Source organism: Salinivibrio sp. AR647, from assembly GCF_001995415.1.
Lineage (GTDB): Bacteria > Pseudomonadota > Gammaproteobacteria > Enterobacterales > Vibrionaceae > Salinivibrio > Salinivibrio costicola.
The window spans coordinates 212695-228952 of record NZ_MUFE01000004.1 but is presented as its reverse complement, the minus strand read 5'-3'; the positions used below and the strand labels follow the sequence as shown (position 1 = coordinate 228952).

Below are 16258 nucleotides of genomic sequence, written 5' to 3'. Positions count from 1 at the left end.
TCATCCCTCTTGTACGGCTCAACGTCTAATAAGGAAACATAATGAACCCAACGATTGAGACATTACTTTCTCACCGCTCTATTCGCAAATTTAGTCAAGCACCCATTTCGTCAGAGCAACTGAGCCAGATTATTGATGCCGCGCGCTCGGCGTCGAGCTCAAGCTTTTTACAATGCACCAGTATTATTCGTGTGACCGATAGCGACAAACGACGTTTACTGGCGGAATACGCGGGCAACCAAGCGTATGTAGCCGACTGCGCCGAGTTTTTGGTGTGGTGTGCGGACTTTCATCGTCATGAGCAAATCAATCCCAATGCCAAATTGGGCTTTACTGAGCAAACGTTAATTGGCGCGATTGACGGCGCAATCATGGCGCAAAATGCGATGGTCGCAGCAGAGTCCATGGGTCTTGGCGGTGTGTATATCGGTGGGTTGCGTAACCAACCGAATAAAGTCGCCGAGTTGCTGGATATACCTAATCATGTGTTGCCATTATTTGGTATGTGCTTAGGTGTACCTGCACAAGATCCTGAGACCAAACCGAAACTACCGGCCAGTCTTATCGTTCACGAAAATCGTTATCAGGCGATTGATGAAGCGGCGCTAAGTGACTACGACAACCAAGTGCGCGAGTATTATCAAACACGTACAGGCGGCAATAAAGACATGAGCTGGAGCGAACAAGTGTCTGCCACATTGGAAAAAGAAGCGCGTCCGTTTATGAAAGAATTTCTGCATAGTAAAGGCTTTAGTACTCGCTAACGCGCTATGCTTGAACAATTGAGTGAAAAAGCAGCATTTTGCTGCTTTTTTATTATCAAAAAACCGGAATTGCCCAGTTTTATTGGCTATTTTGGCTCTCTTGTTTATGAAAGCAACGCTAAGCGCTAAAAGTTATTTACATCTAGTCTGTAACCCGTAATATTGCCGCGTTTTTGCGCGTGATAATCACTTTTATCCGTGGTTTTTTGGCGCTTATTTTGAGTATTGATAGGTTTTTTTAATAAGTAGGGCACTGATGGAAAACAAACTGGCAAATCCTGCCCCTTTAGGGCTGATGGGTTTTGGAATGACCACGGTATTATTGAACATTCATAATGCAGGGTTTTTTCCGATTGATAGCATGATTTTGGCGATGGGGCTGTTTTATGGCGGCTTAGCGCAGGTGATTGTGGGGATCATGGAATTCAAAAAAGGCAATACGTTCGGAACAACCGCGTTTACCTCTTATGGGTTGTTCTGGTTGACGCTTGTTGGCCTGATTGTGATGCCAAAAATGGGTCTGGCTGACGCAAGCCCTGCTGCCTTTATGGGTTGGTATTTGGTGTTGTGGGGTGTGTTCACTGGATTTATGTTTATTGGCTCATTGCGCTATTGCCGTGCTAAACAGTTTGTATTTGGTAGCCTGACTATCCTGTTTTTCTTGCTCGCGGCGCGTGATTTTACCGGCAGTACACTCATTGGCACCATTGCCGGATTTGAAGGGATTGTGTGTGGCTTAAGCGCGATGTATTTTGCGATGGCGCAGGTGCTTAACGAGGAATATGGCCGTACCGTACTTCCGGTTGGTGAGCTAACACGTGATGCGAAAAAACCTGCGATGGCCACCCACGCGGCTTAAATCATATCTGTGAGGGCAGTGGAAAACACACTGTCTGTTTGCGGTGTAAACGCAGATAAAAAGGCCCGGTGACGTGATGTCCCGGGCCTTTTTGATGGTTTTAGTCAGCAATATAACGCGTTACTTTTCGATAGCGTGTGGCTACCTGGCGTGATTCTCTGGGATTAGCACATCACGGTGACAGCTAGGCCACCTTGTGATGTTTCACGGTATTTGGCGTTCATGTCTTTACCGGTTTCCATCATGGTTTCGATCACTTTATCTAACGACACCCGTGGCTCGGAAGAACGTTGTAGTGCCATGCGTGATGCATTGATCGCCTTCACCGCCGCAATGCCGTTACGCTCAATACACGGCACTTGCACCTGTCCAGCGACCGGATCGCAGGTAAGGCCTAAGTTGTGCTCCATTGCGATTTCAGCTGCCATACATACCTGGTGCGGATTACCGCCCATAAGTTCAGCCAAACCGGCGGCGGCCATTGAACACGCGACCCCGACTTCACCTTGGCAACCCACTTCTGCCCCAGAAATAGAAGCGTTTTGTTTATATAAGCCGCCAATCGCACCGGATGCAGCAAAGTAGCGGGTATAGGTTTGCTTATCGACCGGCTCAATAAATTTATCGTAGTAGGCGAGGACGGCAGGAATAATTCCGCATGCCCCATTCGTTGGCGCGGTTACAACACGACCACCGGCGGCGTTTTCTTCGTTTACCGCAAAGGCAAACATATTGACCCAGTCCACCACCGACATGGGATCGATGTTATATTTTTCGGTGGTTTTGAGTTGGTGATGCAACGCAGCGGCTCGACGAGGTACACGCAATGGACCGGGCAACACGCCTTCGTTTTCCATACCACGGTACATACACGCTTGCATGGTTTTCCAGATATTGGCGAAATAGGTGTCAATTTCTGCTTGGCTATGCATGCTACGCATGTTGGCCATCACTAAGCCGCTGATAGAAAAACCGGTTTCTTGCGTCAGTGCGAGCAAGCCGTCTGCGCTATTAAAGTCGTAAGGGACTTGCACCGCTTGCATGGCAGGCTGACCAAACTCGGCTTCTTCAACAATAAAGCCGCCACCAATGGAGTAGTAGGTTTTGCTCAGCACGCAATCATCGCCTTGCCAAGCATGAATACGCATGCCGTTTTCATGCAAGGAGAGGTTGGTTTGGTGAAAGTTCATGCCGCCATCACGCAAAAAGGTGACGACATGCTGCTGTTCGCCCAACGGCAATTGCTCTGTGTCTTCGACACGTTTAACAAAGCTAGGGATCGCGTCGATATCAACGGTTTCAGGGCTGTTGCCTGCGAGGCCCATAATGATCGCGATGTCGGTGTGGTGGCCTTTGCCTGTTAAAGACAAAGAGCCATAAACGTCAACCGTCACGCGGTCGACGTCGGTCAGGCGTTGGTTAGCAATAAGCGCATCAACAAAACACTGGCCGGCTTTCATTGGGCCAACAGTATGCGAGCTGGACGGGCCAACGCCAATCTTGAAAATGTCAAAAACACTGATCATGTGTTTACCTCAGTCAATGCCCTAAGGGCAATGGATTTAGTGTTTACGCCATCCGTCCATGGTATTGACTGTGCTGGCAATGCCGGTGGCTTGCCATAATGAAAGGAGCAGCGTGCACTGCTCCTGGTTATCCCGCAAACATCGATGAATGCGGCTGGGATTAATGCCCCAGTAACAGCAGTCCTATAGCACCTGCTGCGCGCGCTGATTAACGGTCATGGTTAATTAAAAAAGCATGCCGTACATAATCGCTGAAATCGCGATCAAGCCCATGATAAGAACAAAGGCGTTACTGATTGTACCTGAATACTTCTGCATTGCTGGCACGTTTTTTACGGCATACATTGGCATAATAAACAGGATGGTGGCAATGATGGGGCCGCCAAGTGATTCAATCATCCCCAAAATACTTGGGTTTAGGGTCGCCACCAACCAAATGGTGAGGATCATGAAGACCACGGTAAACACGTCAATTTTTTTGCGGTTGATCGGTTTACCTGCACTACGCAGGGTTTTCACGACTATGCCATTTAGACCTTCACGTGCGCCCAAATAATGGCCGAAGAATGAAGACACAATCGCGACAAAGGCAACCAATGGGCCCAAGAAGGAAATAAATGGGCTCTCATGCTTGTTGGCAAGGTAAGACAAAATCGCAATGTTCTCTGCTTTGGCCGCTTCCAGGTCCGCTGGTGTCAGCGACAGGACGCAAGAGAATACAAACAACATCACAAAGCCAACCAGCATCGCTGCTGCGCGCATTAGAATTTGGCCAGACTTTTGTTCTGCATCATCACCATGATCGCGACGTTGTGCCAATGAGAAAGATGAAATCGCTGGGCTGTGGTTAAACGCAAATACCAGCACCGGAATCGAGATCCAAAGAGTGATAGCAAAATCGCCGGCTGAAGGCACTTGCGACAGGGCGGCGGTGTTCCACTCTGGGATAAGATAGAGCGACATAAATACTAAGATGGCAACCAGCGGATAAACCAAGAACTGGGTGACACGCAACATCATTTTCTCGCCCAGAAGCATGATAGCCATCATGCCCAAAATCAGGGCCAGTGACAAAATTGCCCGTGGTGGTGATGCCATACCAAGCTGGTTAACCAAGAAGGAATCAACGGTGTTGGTGATGCCGACACCGTAGATAAGAACAATCGGGTAAATCGCGAAAAAGTACAACAGGGTGATGATTTTACCCGCGCCGACGCCGAAGTGCTCTTCAACTACCTCGGTGATATCGCTGCCTGCGTTTTTGGACGAGAGCACAAAACGAGACAAACCACGGTGAGCAAAAAAGGTCATCGGGCCAACTAATAAGGTCATCACAACCAATGGCCAAAAACCGCTCATCCCCGCATTGATGGGAAGAAAGAGGATGCCGGCTCCAACAGCGGTGCCAAAAAGGGAAAGCGCCCAGGTTGTGTCTTGTTTGGTCCAGCGCGGGCGCGTGGTTGCGCGGGTACCAGTCGTCGAGGTTGTTTGCATAACAATACTACTCACATTGTAGGGAACAGGAATCAGGGAAGGCGAATTCTGGCGATTTCCACGCAGAAAACCAAGCGCTAGATCGCGATATGAAAAGGCGCGCCCGGACTATTGCACCAAAATGTGACAACTATCAATAATAAAAGCGCTTTAGTGCGATTAAGTAGGCAGGTGTGTACGGTTTTGTGTTGGATAAATATGCATCAAATTGCGCCAAATTCCATAGTATTGGTAGGGTTTATGGTGCGATTGACCGGAAAGTGAAACAGCGTGAGTTGACTGATCAACGCGCGTAACAGCTGGGCAGTGGCTCCCCAAACAAGATGATCGTGATGATAAAACGCACTCACAGGGTGCCATTGTCCGTCGATTAAAAACGATTGTTCTCGGATGTGGCCGGGATAACACAAGGTATCTAAGGGCACTTCAAAGCAGGCGGCCACTTCATTGGGATCCAAACAAGGCTGATAATCGGGATCCACCCAGGCAAGCACCGGATGAATATAATAGCCCGTCACTGTGGGCAAGGGACACAAGTGGCCAATGACAGCGTCGCGCGTGACGCGAATACCGGTTTCTTCCCACATTTCACGGGTGGCGGTGGCAATATTATCGTGATCGATAGACTCGCGTTTTCCGCCCGGAAAGCTCACTTGTCCCGGGTGATGTTTAAGGTGACTGGCGCGTTGGGTTAACACCAAATGAATGCCTGACGGCCTAGGCACCAGCCCGATCAATACTGCGGCGGGTTGAAAATCCGCCCCACCGAGAATGCGCGGAGATAGCCGCACGCGATTGAGAATACGGCTGTCGTGGCGCGCTAAAGGGGTGAGTGAAAATGCACGGACCACGTCGGTCGGTGATAGTCGCGTGGCCGCACCGTGATCAGCGAGGAAACACTCTCCTTCGTAGCGCGGCCAAAACCCAGGCACTGTCTGTATTGTATTGCCCAGGGGGGAGACATTTAGGGGTGAGAAATACGCCTTGTCAGCGGTGAGTAACTGCATCCACTCTCCTTAATCCTGAATAGGTGTGCTCAATGCCTCATCTTCTGCCAGTACGGGTAAAATTCGGCTCACTTTATCGAGCGTCTCCTGATATTCGGCGTCGGCTTGGCTGTCAGCAACCAACCCGCCACCTGCCCAAACATGAAGTTGTCCTTGATGACCAACCAACGTGCGAATGGTAATGCTGGTATCCATTCGTCCACAGCGGCTGATATAGGCAAAGCTGCCACAATAAACATGACGACGATGGGGCTCGAGTTCTTCAATGATTTCCATTGCCCGCACCTTTGGTGCCCCGGTAATTGACCCGCCAGGAAACGCGGCGCGCAGCAAATCGAGTGCTGTCTTGTCGTCGGGTAAGCGTCCAGTCACTGTACTGACCATGTGGTGGACAGCAGGAAAACTTTCTATATCAAAGAGTTTAGGCACAGATACGGAACCTGGCGAGGCAATGCGACCAATATCATTGCGTAATAAGTCTACAATCATCAAATTTTCGGCGCGATCTTTTTCAGCCGACTTCAATGCTTGGGCGCGTTGTGCGTCTTTTTGTGGATCGGGATCGCGCGGGCGTGTGCCTTTAATGGGTTTGGTTTCTATCTGTTTGTCGTGCACCGATAAAAAGCGCTCAGGCGAGACCGACAACAGGGCGCTGTCTTGCAGGCGAATAAAGCCCGAAAACGGCGCGCCGTTGTTCGCGGCCAATTTGCGATACGCGTGCCACTCGTTACCCTGATAGGGTGCGGAAAAGCGTTGAGCAAGATTGATTTGATAGCAATCGCCCGCGTGTAAATACGCTTGGACGGTGTCGAACTTTTGGCCGTATTGTTGCGCGGTCATGTTGGCCTGCCAAGGCCCGGTGAGAGAAAAGGGTACCGGCGAGGTTGGCGCGTGTTGCTCGGTTAGCCACTGCCATCGTTGTTGGCTATTGGGTGCAATCACCACCGCTTGGCGCTGATGATGATCGATCACCACCGCCCAGTCATAGAGCCCGACCGCCATATCCGGCACCTCGAGCTCGTCTTTCGCCAATGCCGGTAGCACTTCCACCCATCGACCGAGATCATAGCCAAAGTACCCCAAGGCGCCACCAATAAATGGCCAAGGCGCTATCGGATCCGCGGTGGGTAAAAGCTTGGCCTGAAGATCGGCTACCCAGTGAAAAGGGTCTTGCGTGTGGGTGGTGGTTGTGCCATCTGCGTAACAGGTTGTCACCTGGTTATATCGCGCAGTAATGGTGGCAACCGGATCGGCGACCAAGATATCGAAACGACTGTCTGGGTGGGTTCGCGTGGCCGAGTGGAGCAGCATCGCCCAGGGCTGGTGGGCAATCCGATCAAAGAGGGTCACCGCAAGATCCGGCGTATAATCGATGGGCGTCGTTGTCAGTGTCATGGCATTTTGTCGCTGCATTGTTCTTTTTGTGATCACGGTTGAAGCGCTGTGTGGCGCGCGAATAGCGCTAAGCGTATCATAGCTAGGCCTTTTCCGGCATGGGCCAACACAAATAACCAAGCAACGTTGTTGCCATTATCACCTTCTATAATTCGATGAGGCAACTTGGCTACATGCGATTTACATCTAGCGTCAACTGGCAATCGAGCGCTATTCGAAAATTGATCGCCAACCGATAATAACGAGGGGAAAGCTCCCCCACACTGGATACCCGCTTTGGGTCCTGCAAATGACACCAGAGGCAATGATGACCACAATTAAACAGCAAGACGTGATCGAAAGTGTTGCAGATGCCCTGCAATATATCTCTTACTACCATCCCCTTGATTTTGTACAAGCCCTTGAAAAAGCGTACAACAAGGAACAAAGCCAGGCGGCAAAAGACGCCATTGCGCAAATTCTGATTAACTCCCGCATGTCGGCGGAAGGTAAGCGTCCTATTTGCCAAGATACAGGTATTGTCACCTGCTTTGTCAAAGTGGGCATGGCGGTGCAGTGGGATCGTCATGATATGACGGTGCAAGAAATGGTCGATGAAGGGGTACGACGTGCCTACACCAACCCTGACAATCCGCTACGTGCCTCCGTGGTTGCCGATCCGGCCGGTAAACGCCAAAACACCCGCGATAATAGCCCTGCGGTGGTGCACATCGATATGGTGCCGGGCGACGCGGTGGACATTCAAATTGCAGCCAAAGGCGGTGGTTCGGAAAACAAAACTAAGATGGTGATGTTGAATCCATCTGACGATGTGGCTGAGTGGGTTGAGAAAACATTGCCGACCATGGGCGCGGGTTGGTGCCCACCGGGTATGTTAGGTATTGGAATTGGTGGCACGGCCGAGAAAGCCGCCGTATTGGCCAAAGAATCGCTCATGGAGCACATTGATATTCAAGCGCTTATCGACCGTGGTCCAAGCAATGCGGATGAAGCACTGCGGTTAGATATTTTTGATCGGGTGAACAAGCTGGGTATCGGTGCTCAAGGCTTGGGCGGCCTGACCACGGTAGTGGATGTGAAAGTAAAAACCGCGCCCACCCATGCCGCTTCTAAGCCGGTATGCTTGATCCCGAACTGTGCCGCCACACGCCATGTTCACTTTACGCTTGATGGCTCAGGCCCAGCCGAATTGGCACCACCAAAACTGGACGACTGGCCACAGGTCACCTGGGAAGTGGGGGATAACGTCCGCCGTGTTAACTTAGATACCGTGACCAAAGAAGACGTGCAGAGCTGGAAAACCGGCGAAACTGTGTTGTTATCAGGTAAGATCTTGACCGGCCGCGACGCCGCACATAAACGCTTACAAGAAATGCTGCGCAATGGCGAAGGCCTTCCCGAGGGGGTCGACTTTAACGGCCGCTTTATTTATTACGTTGGCCCTGTCGATGCGGTGGGGGATGAGGTAGTCGGTCCAGCAGGCCCAACCACCTCAACGCGCATGGACAAATTTACCGATATGATGCTGGCAGAAACCGGACTCACCGGCATGATCGGTAAGGCTGAGCGCGGTCCTGCGGCGGTGGAATCGATTAAAAACCACAAAGCGGTGTACCTCATGGCGGTCGGCGGTGCCGCGTACTTGGTATCAAAAGCGATCAAAAAAGCGCGCGTGGTCGCGTTTGAAGATCTCGGTATGGAGGCCATTTACGAATTTGAAGTGGAAGACATGCCCGTGACCGTAGCGGTTGATGCGCAAGGGCAAAACGCGCACCAGATTGGCCCGGATACCTGGAAGGTGAAGATAGCTGAAATGGATGATTAATCCGTCAATTGGACCTGTTCGGCTTAACGCCAGTTTGCGTTAATGAGAAGGCGTTGAGTCGGGCGGAGCCTAAGCGGATAGAAGTCATAAAAAATGCGCCAATTAGGCGCATTTTTTGTCTACTTTTGTCTACCCGAACGATGTTGCCCGTTTGGACATCACTGCGTGGGCTAAGCCACTTCCTCTTCTTCCAGATCGAACGACGCGGCAATCAGGTTACGCGTGTATTCGTGTTGCGGGTGATGGAAGATTTCTTCTGGTGTGCCCGCCTCCATGACTTTGCCGTTTTGCATGACCATGACGCGGTCTGATAGCGCACGAACCACACTCAAGTCATGGCTGATAAACAGATAGCCAATATTGTGACGCTGTTGAATGTCTTTCAACAAATCAATCACGGTCAACTGCACTGAACGGTCCAATGCAGAGGTTGGTTCGTCGAGTAAGATAAACGCAGGATTCAAGATCAAGGCGCGTGCAATCGCAATTCGCTGACGCTGACCGCCAGAGAACTCGTGCGGATAACGGTTAATCGCGGAACTATCGAGACGTACTTCATAAAGGGCATCTTTTACCCGATCGAGACGCTCTTTTTTGTCGAGCTCTGGAAAGTGAGTGCGCAAGCCCTCAGCCACAATTTCACCGACCGTCATGCGGGGCGACAGTGAGCCAAATGGGTCTTGGAACACCATCTGCATATCGCGGCATAGCGCTTTATTCTCACTGTTTTTTATTTCGTGGATATCGTGACCTCGAAAACAGACTCGGCCTTCGGCAACGGGCAACAAGCGCATAATTGCGCGGCCCAGGGTCGATTTACCCGATCCAGACTCGCCCACGATACCTAAGGTCTCGCCACGGCGTAGCGATAAGCTAATGTCGCTCACCGCTTCAAAATAGCGTTTGTTGCCGCCAAAGAAGTCAGCACCAAGGAAATACTTGATGGTGACATTATCCACGGTTAGCAAGTTTTCTGAATCCTCGTTGACAGCCGCTTTGCGGCCACGCGGTACCGCGTCAATCAGCATTTTGGTGTAATCTTCTTGCGGATTATCGAACAAGGCTTTGGTGTCGTTGGTTTCAACCACTTCACCTTTACACATCACCACAACGCGGTCGGCTAAGTGTTTCACCACGGCCAAGTCATGGGAGATAAACATGATCGCCATGCCCATCTTTTGCTGTAGTTCGCCAATCAAGTTCAATACTTCGGCTTGTACCGTTACATCCAGGGCCGTTGTTGGCTCATCGGCGATCAGCAAGTCAGGCTCATTCACTAGGGCCATAGCAATCATGATGCGTTGCAATTGGCCGCCTGAAAACTCATGCGGGTATTTTTGCAATGCGCTAGTGGGGTTAGGAAGGTGGACTAAATTAAGGAGATCGATAATCCGCTGCTTGGCCTTGTCTGACGTGGTGCGGTGGTGACACTGAATGGCTTCGGTTAACTGCTCGCCAACGCGCATATACGGGTTCAGTGAAGTCATTGGCTCTTGGAAAATCATCGCGACACGATCACCGCGCATTTTCTGAATTTGCTTGGTCGACAAGGTCAGAACATTGGTATCGTTAAAGCTTACTTGCGATTCAGGTTTTACCACAGCGTTATTGGGCAGCAGGCCCATCACGGCACTGCTAGAGACCGATTTACCCGATCCTGATTCGCCAACGACAGCCACGGTTTCACCGGGCATGATGTCAAAGCTTACGTTTTTAACAGCATCGACCATACCGTCGTTGGTAGTAAATGACACGCTCAAGTTTTTGACACTGAGCAGTGGCTTAGAAGCAGATGAAGACATCATCACCTCACTGGTTGATTATTCGACGTCCCGAGCTTGCCGGTGCCTTCTGCACGACAATAACGTGCATGATATGGACTGCGGCGATGGCTCGATGATTTGGGTTACGCCTGCTGGATTACCGAGCAAACGTGAGTCATTCATGTGGGGTCATCATTGCTTGCGATGGCTTTGCAATGTACGCCCTGATGCGGATATCAGCCAGCTGGTGCCTTTGAACGGCTTACGCCAGTGGAAGAGGTAGGATACGAGTGTCGCGATAACCGAAAGACGCTTAAGGTTACCTCTCCTTGCGAACACAGCTTTTCAACATCATCCGGTGTTGAAACCAAGCAGCGTGAATATCCATATATCAACAACACAATAAACGATTCGGATATAAAAGCAAATCGTTATTATAAGCAAGGTTTGTGATGTGAGAGTTTGACCGCGCAGGCAAAAAGAAAAGCGCGCGACGGATTCGTTTTGGTGTCGCGCGCGTATCGATTAAGGGTTACGTCGTTTAGCTGCGGTCGAACGCTAGACGCGTGGAGTAGCGATTCTCACTGTGCTGACCGTGCTCAAACGCGACTTCGCCATTAACGAGAGTCATCTCAATGCTTGACCCAAAGGTGTGGCCGTCAAACGGTGACCACTGGCACTGATAAAAGAGATTTTCTTGGCTGACTGTCTGAGTTTGGTTCAGATCCACCAGTACTAAGTCGGCCCAGTAGCCTTCACGAACGAAACCGCGCTCTTTCACCTGATAGCGAACAGCCGGCGCATGAGCCACTTTTTGTACCACCAACGGCAAATCAAAAATCCCGCGATGATAAAATTCTAACGCCACTTGCAAGGCATGTTGCACTAAGGGCAGACCGGCTGGGGCGTTAAAGTAGGTATTTTGCTTCTCTTCAAAGGTGTGCGGCGCATGATCGGTGGCAATTACATCGATAACCCCGTCTTTCACCGCTTGAATGAGCGCTTGCTGGTGGTGTGCCTCTTTGATCGCAGGATTACATTTGATCAGTGTCCCTTTGCTGTCGTAGTCGTCGCGATTAAAAAACAGGTGATGAACACAGGCTTCGGCAGTGATTTGCTTTTGCTGCAAGGCTTCTAGGGTTTTAGCAGGCTCAAACTGGTACAGCTCGTCTTCGGTCGTCAGATGCAATACATGCAAGCGTGTCCCGTGTTTTTTGGCTAAGTTAACCGCCAGTTGCGACGATTTTAAGCACGCTTCTTTGGAACGAATATGGGCGTGCGCATCAATGGGGACGTCGTCGCCATATTTTTCCCGATATATGCCTTCCAGTTCATTGATCATTGGCGTGTCTTCGCAATGGGTTGCGATCAGCGTTGGGCAGTCGGCAAAAATCGCGTTCAGTGTTTCAGGATCGTTGACCAACATGTTCCCGGTTGACGCGCCCATAAATACCTTCACGCCACACGCAGCGTTGGGATCAAGACGACGGATCTCATCGATATTGTCGTTAGTGGCGCCAAGATAAAAGGCGTAATTGGCATGACTGGATTGTGATGCGCGTTGATACTTTTCTTCCAGTGCCTCTCGCGTTGTGGTCGGCGGGTTAACGTTGGGCATTTCCATGTAGGTGGTGATGCCGCCGGCAACCGCGGCTTTCGATTCAGTGGCAATAGTGCCTTTTTTCGGGAAGCCAGGTTCACGAAAGTGAACTTGGTCATCAATCATTCCAGGTAATAGGTGTTTACCGGTTGCATCAATCACGCGACAATCGGCGGCCGCAGGGGCACTGATGTCGCGAGCAATCTGGCTAATGCGGCCATTTTCGATCAGTACATCGGTCTCAACAACGTGTCCTTCGTTGACGACAGAAGCGTTTTTGAAAAGCAGGGTGGTCATGGTGTGATCCTTACATGTCAATGCATCGGTGCTATGGTAACGCAATCGATTACTTGATTCAGCCCCTGTTTTTACCGGGGATTGACGGATATTTCACCGCGCATTGACCGAATTGTTGCACATTCGTACCGTTAGCATATTGCCCTTCATTGGGGGCTGCCGCATACTTGGCCGACACACAATCATAAAAGGGAATCGACCATGGCGGAAGAAACTATTTTCAGCAAAATCATTCGCAAAGAAATCCCCGCGGATGTTGTCTATCAGGATGAACTTGTTACTGCCTTCCGTGATATTAATCCGCGCGCGCCGGTTCATGTGCTTATTGTACCCAACAAATTGATCCCAACGACCAATGATGTGGAGCCAGATGATGAGCTCGCGCTCGGGCGTATGATTACCGTGGCCAAGAAAATTGCAGCGGACGAAGGGGTTGCCGAAAACGGCTATCGTTTGATCATGAACTGTAATCAACATGGTGGCCAAGAGGTCTATCATATCCACATGCATTTAGTGGGTGGGCGAGCGCTTGGGCCCATGGTGGTGGGTTAACACATTAAATATGAATGAAACCATGAAAACCGCGAACCTTGAGTGGTCACGCCGATGGACGAAAAAATGGGGCAAGTTGCGCTTGCCTCAACTAATGGTGGGCGCGCTCGTGCTGTTACTCGCAGGGTGTGCGCCTCGCTACCAGCCGGTTAACCCGCCGTCAGAAACCAACCGCGCAGCACGTTTATCAGATTCGCAGGTGCATAACGGCATTGATCGCGCCATGCGTGCTGCGGTGGAAGCCTTATTGGCGAGTGAGCCTTTAAAGGTATCGCCGGTGACCTTGGTCCAACCGATCCAAAATAGCAGTGGCGATTATTTTCCTACCCCAAGGTATTCAACGCAGTTGCAAGCGGGCTTAATCGAATCCGGTCGGATAACGCCTGTTCCTGAAGCGAGAGTACAGGCGGTCCGCGCCTCGTTAGGGTTGGCAGCGAATCAGGTGCTGGTGGATCCCGCGACCATTATGCAATATGGCCGCATGCTGGGTGCGCAGTATCAACTGAGCGGTAAAATCACTGGTCAGGCCCCTTATCAGCTGAGTTTGCAGTTAATGGACTTACAGTCAGGAGTGATCGCTTGGCAGGATGTAGAACGCTTTGTCAGCCGTTGAATGGTCTCCTGCTCTGGCGCAGACCTTATCTACCGCACTGACGCGCTATTATGGTGTCCCTACCGAGGTTACCGGTGTCGAGCCGTTGGCAGCGGGCCTGACAAATCGCTGTTTACGACTCACCGACTCACAGGGGGGGCGCAGTGTTTGGCGTCCCCATGGTCGAGCGGCGAATGCTTTTGCCATTGACCGTGCGCGTGAAGCTCAGGCGCAATCTTTGGCCGCTGAGCATGGGCTGGCGCGTCAGCCGATTGTCCACAACGGCGAAGGATTATTGGTGCCTTGGGTGGATGGCGAACCGCTTTGTAATCTAAAAACCGATCAGGCATCGATCCTTATTCCACTTTTATCCCGTATTCACCAACTGCCGACGGATCTGGAAACCGCGTCCGTCGAGGCACAATGCGCTCATTATGAAAAGCAACTGCCTGATGGTGTGGTAGCGCGTTTACACCGGCTCAAACATAAGGTGCTCACACACAGCCCGCTCCCAACGTATGAGCCATCGGCGGTGTGTCACATGGACTTGGGCGCTTACAATGTGGTGATCGAGCCGGATGGTAACCCGTGTGTGCTTGATTGGGAGTATGCCCGCGCCGGTGATCCTTATCTTGACATCGCGCTCTTTTGTCGTGCTAATGGCTGGTTACCACACACTGTGGTGGCGCGTTATTGTGGTCTTCAGCAACTAAAATCGGTGAATGTTATCCTCGCACGCGTCAACGCTTGGTTGCCGTTTACCGACTATTTAGCACTATGTTGGTATGAGGTGGGGGCGAATCTGTATGGATTACCTGCGTACAATCAAGCAGCGGACGTGCTGTATCAACAGCTTTCAGAGTAGACCGCCCGCTACATTCGGATAAATCCCTCGTAGCTGACGCATAGGCGAATAAGGATAAGGAGACAATATGGTCAAGGATTGCAAACGGCGGTGTCGAACAGGCTGGCTTGTGGGCTGTCTGTTGGTGCTTGCGGGATGTACCACGGAGCTTGCGTACAATACGTTGCCGTTTTGGATTCACTATTACCTGGACGATATTGTCGACCTGACCGCCACCCAATCGCACCAAGTAAAAGCGGACCTCGATGCAGTTCAGCAATGGCATCGCGTGGAGGAGTTGCCTCGGTTAGCGGATCGGCTCACCTTGATCGCCGCGCAAAGTACGGAACGCCAAACATGGGACCAATTGCGCGATCATCAAGCTGGGTTTAAAACTCGGATACAAGCCACACTCAATGCACTGATCCCGGCGACGACGCGTTTATTGCAAAGCCTGGATGATCGTCAGGCTGAGCGATTGACTCAATTTTTAAAAGACGAAATTGCTGAGGCACAAGCGCGCCGTGACCAGCAATCACCGCAAGAACGGCTAGCCGAGCAACAAGAAGAGCTTGAGGAGCGCACTGAGGGTTGGGTCGGACACACCACAGACAGCCAAGCGCCATTCTACGCTGAGATGGCGGACTACCAGCAACGCGCGATGCCGACCTTCATTACGGTACGTGAGCAGTTGCAAGCGCGGCTATTTAACCTGATTGAGACACGCCAACGCGATGATTTGGATAGTCAACTGCGTCAATGGGTGGATGACCTCGTCGCCTGGCGCGGTGGTAGTGATACGCAGACAGACATGGCGATCTATCGCTCTCGGCGCCTTGACTGGTTACTCAGGTTCGATAAAAGCTTGGATGATGATCAACGCACGCACTTGATAGAAGAACTTGAGCAATGGGCGTCGCGTTTGCAAGGCATGGCTGGATAAAAATACCCTGATCCTCGCTAGGGTGATCTTGCTCATTTTTGCGTGTAAGCAGCTATGCTATTGATAAAGGCCATTACATTCTTAGCGCAATCAGCAAGGACCGCTTATGATCATCTATCTGCATGGCTTTGATGCCACCAGTCCAGGCAACCACGAAAAAGTGCTTCAACTTCAATTTGTTGACGACGATGTTCGCACCATTAATTACAGCACCCTGCACCCCAAACATGATATGCAGCACTTACTTAAACAGGTGCAAACGCAGATCGAAGCCAGCCAGGATCCTAACCCATTGATATGTGGTGTTGGGCTAGGCGGGTATTGGTCAGAGCGAATTGGATTTTTGTGCGGGATAAAGCAGGTTCTGATCAACCCTAACTTGCACCCTCAGGAAAATATGCCGGGCAAAATCGACCGTCCTGAAGAGTACGAAGATATTGCAACTAAATGTGTCACTGATTTTCGTCAGCGCAACCAACAGCGGGTGTTGGTTATCCTATCACGTGAAGACGACGTGCTAGACAGTCAACGTAGCTATCATCTGCTTTCACCTTTCTATCCTGTGCGTTGGGATGAGGCGCAAACCCATAAATTTAAAAACCTTTCTACGCATCTACAAGCGATTGCGCACTTTAAAAAGTCTACCTGATGGTCACTTTCCCGTATCGAGCGTATAGCTACGCCATTGTTGTACGCGCTTGGTGTTATTTTCCTACATTTTATCCGTAAATAAAGCACAGACAAGGGTCGAAGTGATCGCCATTTTACGGCAAAATGGATGGGCGTGCTGACCAACT

General features: G+C 50.8%; 14 protein-coding genes. 8 read left to right on the top strand and 6 right to left on the bottom strand.

The features are described from left to right. Positions 1 to 41: 41 nt before the first annotated feature. Complete coding sequence (nfsA, locus tag BZG76_RS06715; RefSeq protein WP_021022835.1) at positions 42 to 764, top strand: oxygen-insensitive NADPH nitroreductase; 723 nt, start codon at positions 42 to 44, stop codon at positions 762 to 764. Between the two features lie 256 nt (positions 765 to 1020). Beyond that, a complete protein-coding gene (locus BZG76_RS06710; RefSeq protein ID WP_077460644.1) occupies positions 1021 to 1623 on the top strand; it encodes an acetate uptake transporter in 603 nt (200 codons plus the stop codon). Positions 1624 to 1787: 164 nt separating this feature from the next. On the opposite strand, the gene BZG76_RS06705 is transcribed toward BZG76_RS06710, so the two are convergent. From BZG76_RS06705 to pabB, 4 genes are all read right to left on the bottom strand, one after another. Continuing rightward, positions 1788 to 3149, bottom strand: a complete 1362-nt coding sequence (locus BZG76_RS06705) for an L-serine ammonia-lyase (protein ID WP_077460643.1) — start codon at positions 3147 to 3149, stop codon at positions 1788 to 1790. A gap of 225 nt (positions 3150 to 3374) precedes the next feature. Beyond that, a complete protein-coding gene (locus tag BZG76_RS06700; protein ID WP_077460642.1) occupies positions 3375 to 4643 on the bottom strand; it encodes a serine/threonine transporter in 1269 nt (422 codons plus the stop codon). 203 nt (positions 4644 to 4846) lie between these two features. Next, positions 4847 to 5650, bottom strand: a complete 804-nt coding sequence (locus BZG76_RS06695) for an NUDIX hydrolase (protein ID WP_077460641.1) — start codon at positions 5648 to 5650, stop codon at positions 4847 to 4849. A gap of 9 nt (positions 5651 to 5659) precedes the next feature. Then, complete coding sequence (gene pabB / locus BZG76_RS06690) at positions 5660 to 7045, bottom strand: aminodeoxychorismate synthase component 1 (protein WP_077460669.1); 1386 nt, start codon at positions 7043 to 7045, stop codon at positions 5660 to 5662. 307 nt (positions 7046 to 7352) lie between these two features. Between pabB and BZG76_RS06685 the strand changes: the two genes are divergently transcribed. Next, positions 7353 to 8870: a fumarate hydratase gene (locus tag BZG76_RS06685; protein WP_025744813.1), complete on the top strand. Its 1518-nt coding sequence runs from the start codon at positions 7353 to 7355 to the stop codon at positions 8868 to 8870. A gap of 170 nt (positions 8871 to 9040) precedes the next feature. On the opposite strand, the gene BZG76_RS06680 is transcribed toward BZG76_RS06685, so the two are convergent. Together BZG76_RS06680 and BZG76_RS06675 are read right to left on the bottom strand one after the other, a co-directional pair. Continuing rightward, the gene (locus tag BZG76_RS06680) at positions 9041 to 10672 is read right to left on the bottom strand and encodes an ABC transporter ATP-binding protein (protein WP_021022828.1); all 1632 of its coding nucleotides are present in this window, start codon (positions 10670 to 10672) and stop codon (positions 9041 to 9043) included. A 502-nt stretch (positions 10673 to 11174) separates the two neighbouring features. Next, on the bottom strand, positions 11175 to 12530 hold the full coding sequence (locus BZG76_RS06675; RefSeq protein WP_077460640.1) for a dihydroorotase: 1356 nt from the start codon (positions 12528 to 12530) through the stop codon (positions 11175 to 11177). A 201-nt stretch (positions 12531 to 12731) separates the two neighbouring features. Here BZG76_RS06675 and hinT point away from each other — a divergent pair, with 201 nt between their 5' ends. The 5 genes from hinT to ycfP all read left to right on the top strand — a co-directional run bounded on the left by hinT (position 12732) and on the right by ycfP (position 16110). Continuing rightward, positions 12732 to 13082, top strand: coding sequence for a purine nucleoside phosphoramidase (gene hinT / locus BZG76_RS06670; protein ID WP_077460639.1), 351 nt, complete (start codon positions 12732 to 12734; stop codon positions 13080 to 13082). Between the two features lie 22 nt (positions 13083 to 13104). After that, positions 13105 to 13695, top strand: coding sequence for a hypothetical protein (locus tag BZG76_RS06665; protein WP_158009984.1), 591 nt, complete (start codon positions 13105 to 13107; stop codon positions 13693 to 13695). Then, positions 13682 to 14539, top strand: coding sequence for a phosphotransferase (locus BZG76_RS06660; RefSeq protein WP_077460637.1), 858 nt, complete (start codon positions 13682 to 13684; stop codon positions 14537 to 14539). Before BZG76_RS06665 ends, BZG76_RS06660 begins: the two co-directional genes overlap by 14 nt. Positions 14540 to 14606: 67 nt before the next feature. Then, entirely contained in the window at positions 14607 to 15461 is an 855-nt protein-coding gene (locus BZG76_RS06655) for a DUF6279 family lipoprotein (protein WP_077460636.1), read from the top strand. A gap of 106 nt (positions 15462 to 15567) precedes the next feature. After that, positions 15568 to 16110, top strand: coding sequence for an alpha/beta hydrolase YcfP (gene ycfP / locus BZG76_RS06650; RefSeq protein ID WP_077460635.1), 543 nt, complete (start codon positions 15568 to 15570; stop codon positions 16108 to 16110). Positions 16111 to 16258 lie beyond the last annotated feature (148 nt).

Bases quoted from the DNA above. Each gene is read 5' to 3' on its own strand.
- nfsA (WP_021022835.1), top strand. From the start codon at position 42: ATGAACCCAACGATTGAGACATTACTTTCTCACCGCTCTATTCGCAAA.
- BZG76_RS06710 (WP_077460644.1), top strand. From the start codon at position 1,021: ATGGAAAACAAACTGGCAAATCCTGCCCCTTTAGGGCTGATGGGTTTT.
- BZG76_RS06705 (WP_077460643.1), bottom strand. From the start codon at position 3,149: ATGATCAGTGTTTTTGACATTTTCAAGATTGGCGTTGGCCCGTCCAGC.
- BZG76_RS06700 (WP_077460642.1), bottom strand. From the start codon at position 4,643: ATGCAAACAACCTCGACGACTGGTACCCGCGCAACCACGCGCCCGCGC.
- BZG76_RS06695 (WP_077460641.1), bottom strand. From the start codon at position 5,650: ATGCAGTTACTCACCGCTGACAAGGCGTATTTCTCACCCCTAAATGTC.
- pabB (WP_077460669.1), bottom strand. From the start codon at position 7,045: ATGACACTGACAACGACGCCCATCGATTATACGCCGGATCTTGCGGTG.
- BZG76_RS06685 (WP_025744813.1), top strand. From the start codon at position 7,353: ATGACCACAATTAAACAGCAAGACGTGATCGAAAGTGTTGCAGATGCC.
- BZG76_RS06680 (WP_021022828.1), bottom strand. From the start codon at position 10,672: ATGTCTTCATCTGCTTCTAAGCCACTGCTCAGTGTCAAAAACTTGAGC.
- BZG76_RS06675 (WP_077460640.1), bottom strand. From the start codon at position 12,530: ATGACCACCCTGCTTTTCAAAAACGCTTCTGTCGTCAACGAAGGACAC.
- hinT (WP_077460639.1), top strand. From the start codon at position 12,732: ATGGCGGAAGAAACTATTTTCAGCAAAATCATTCGCAAAGAAATCCCC.
- BZG76_RS06665 (WP_158009984.1), top strand. From the start codon at position 13,105: ATGAAAACCGCGAACCTTGAGTGGTCACGCCGATGGACGAAAAAATGG.
- BZG76_RS06655 (WP_077460636.1), top strand. From the start codon at position 14,607: ATGGTCAAGGATTGCAAACGGCGGTGTCGAACAGGCTGGCTTGTGGGC.
- ycfP (WP_077460635.1), top strand. From the start codon at position 15,568: ATGATCATCTATCTGCATGGCTTTGATGCCACCAGTCCAGGCAACCAC.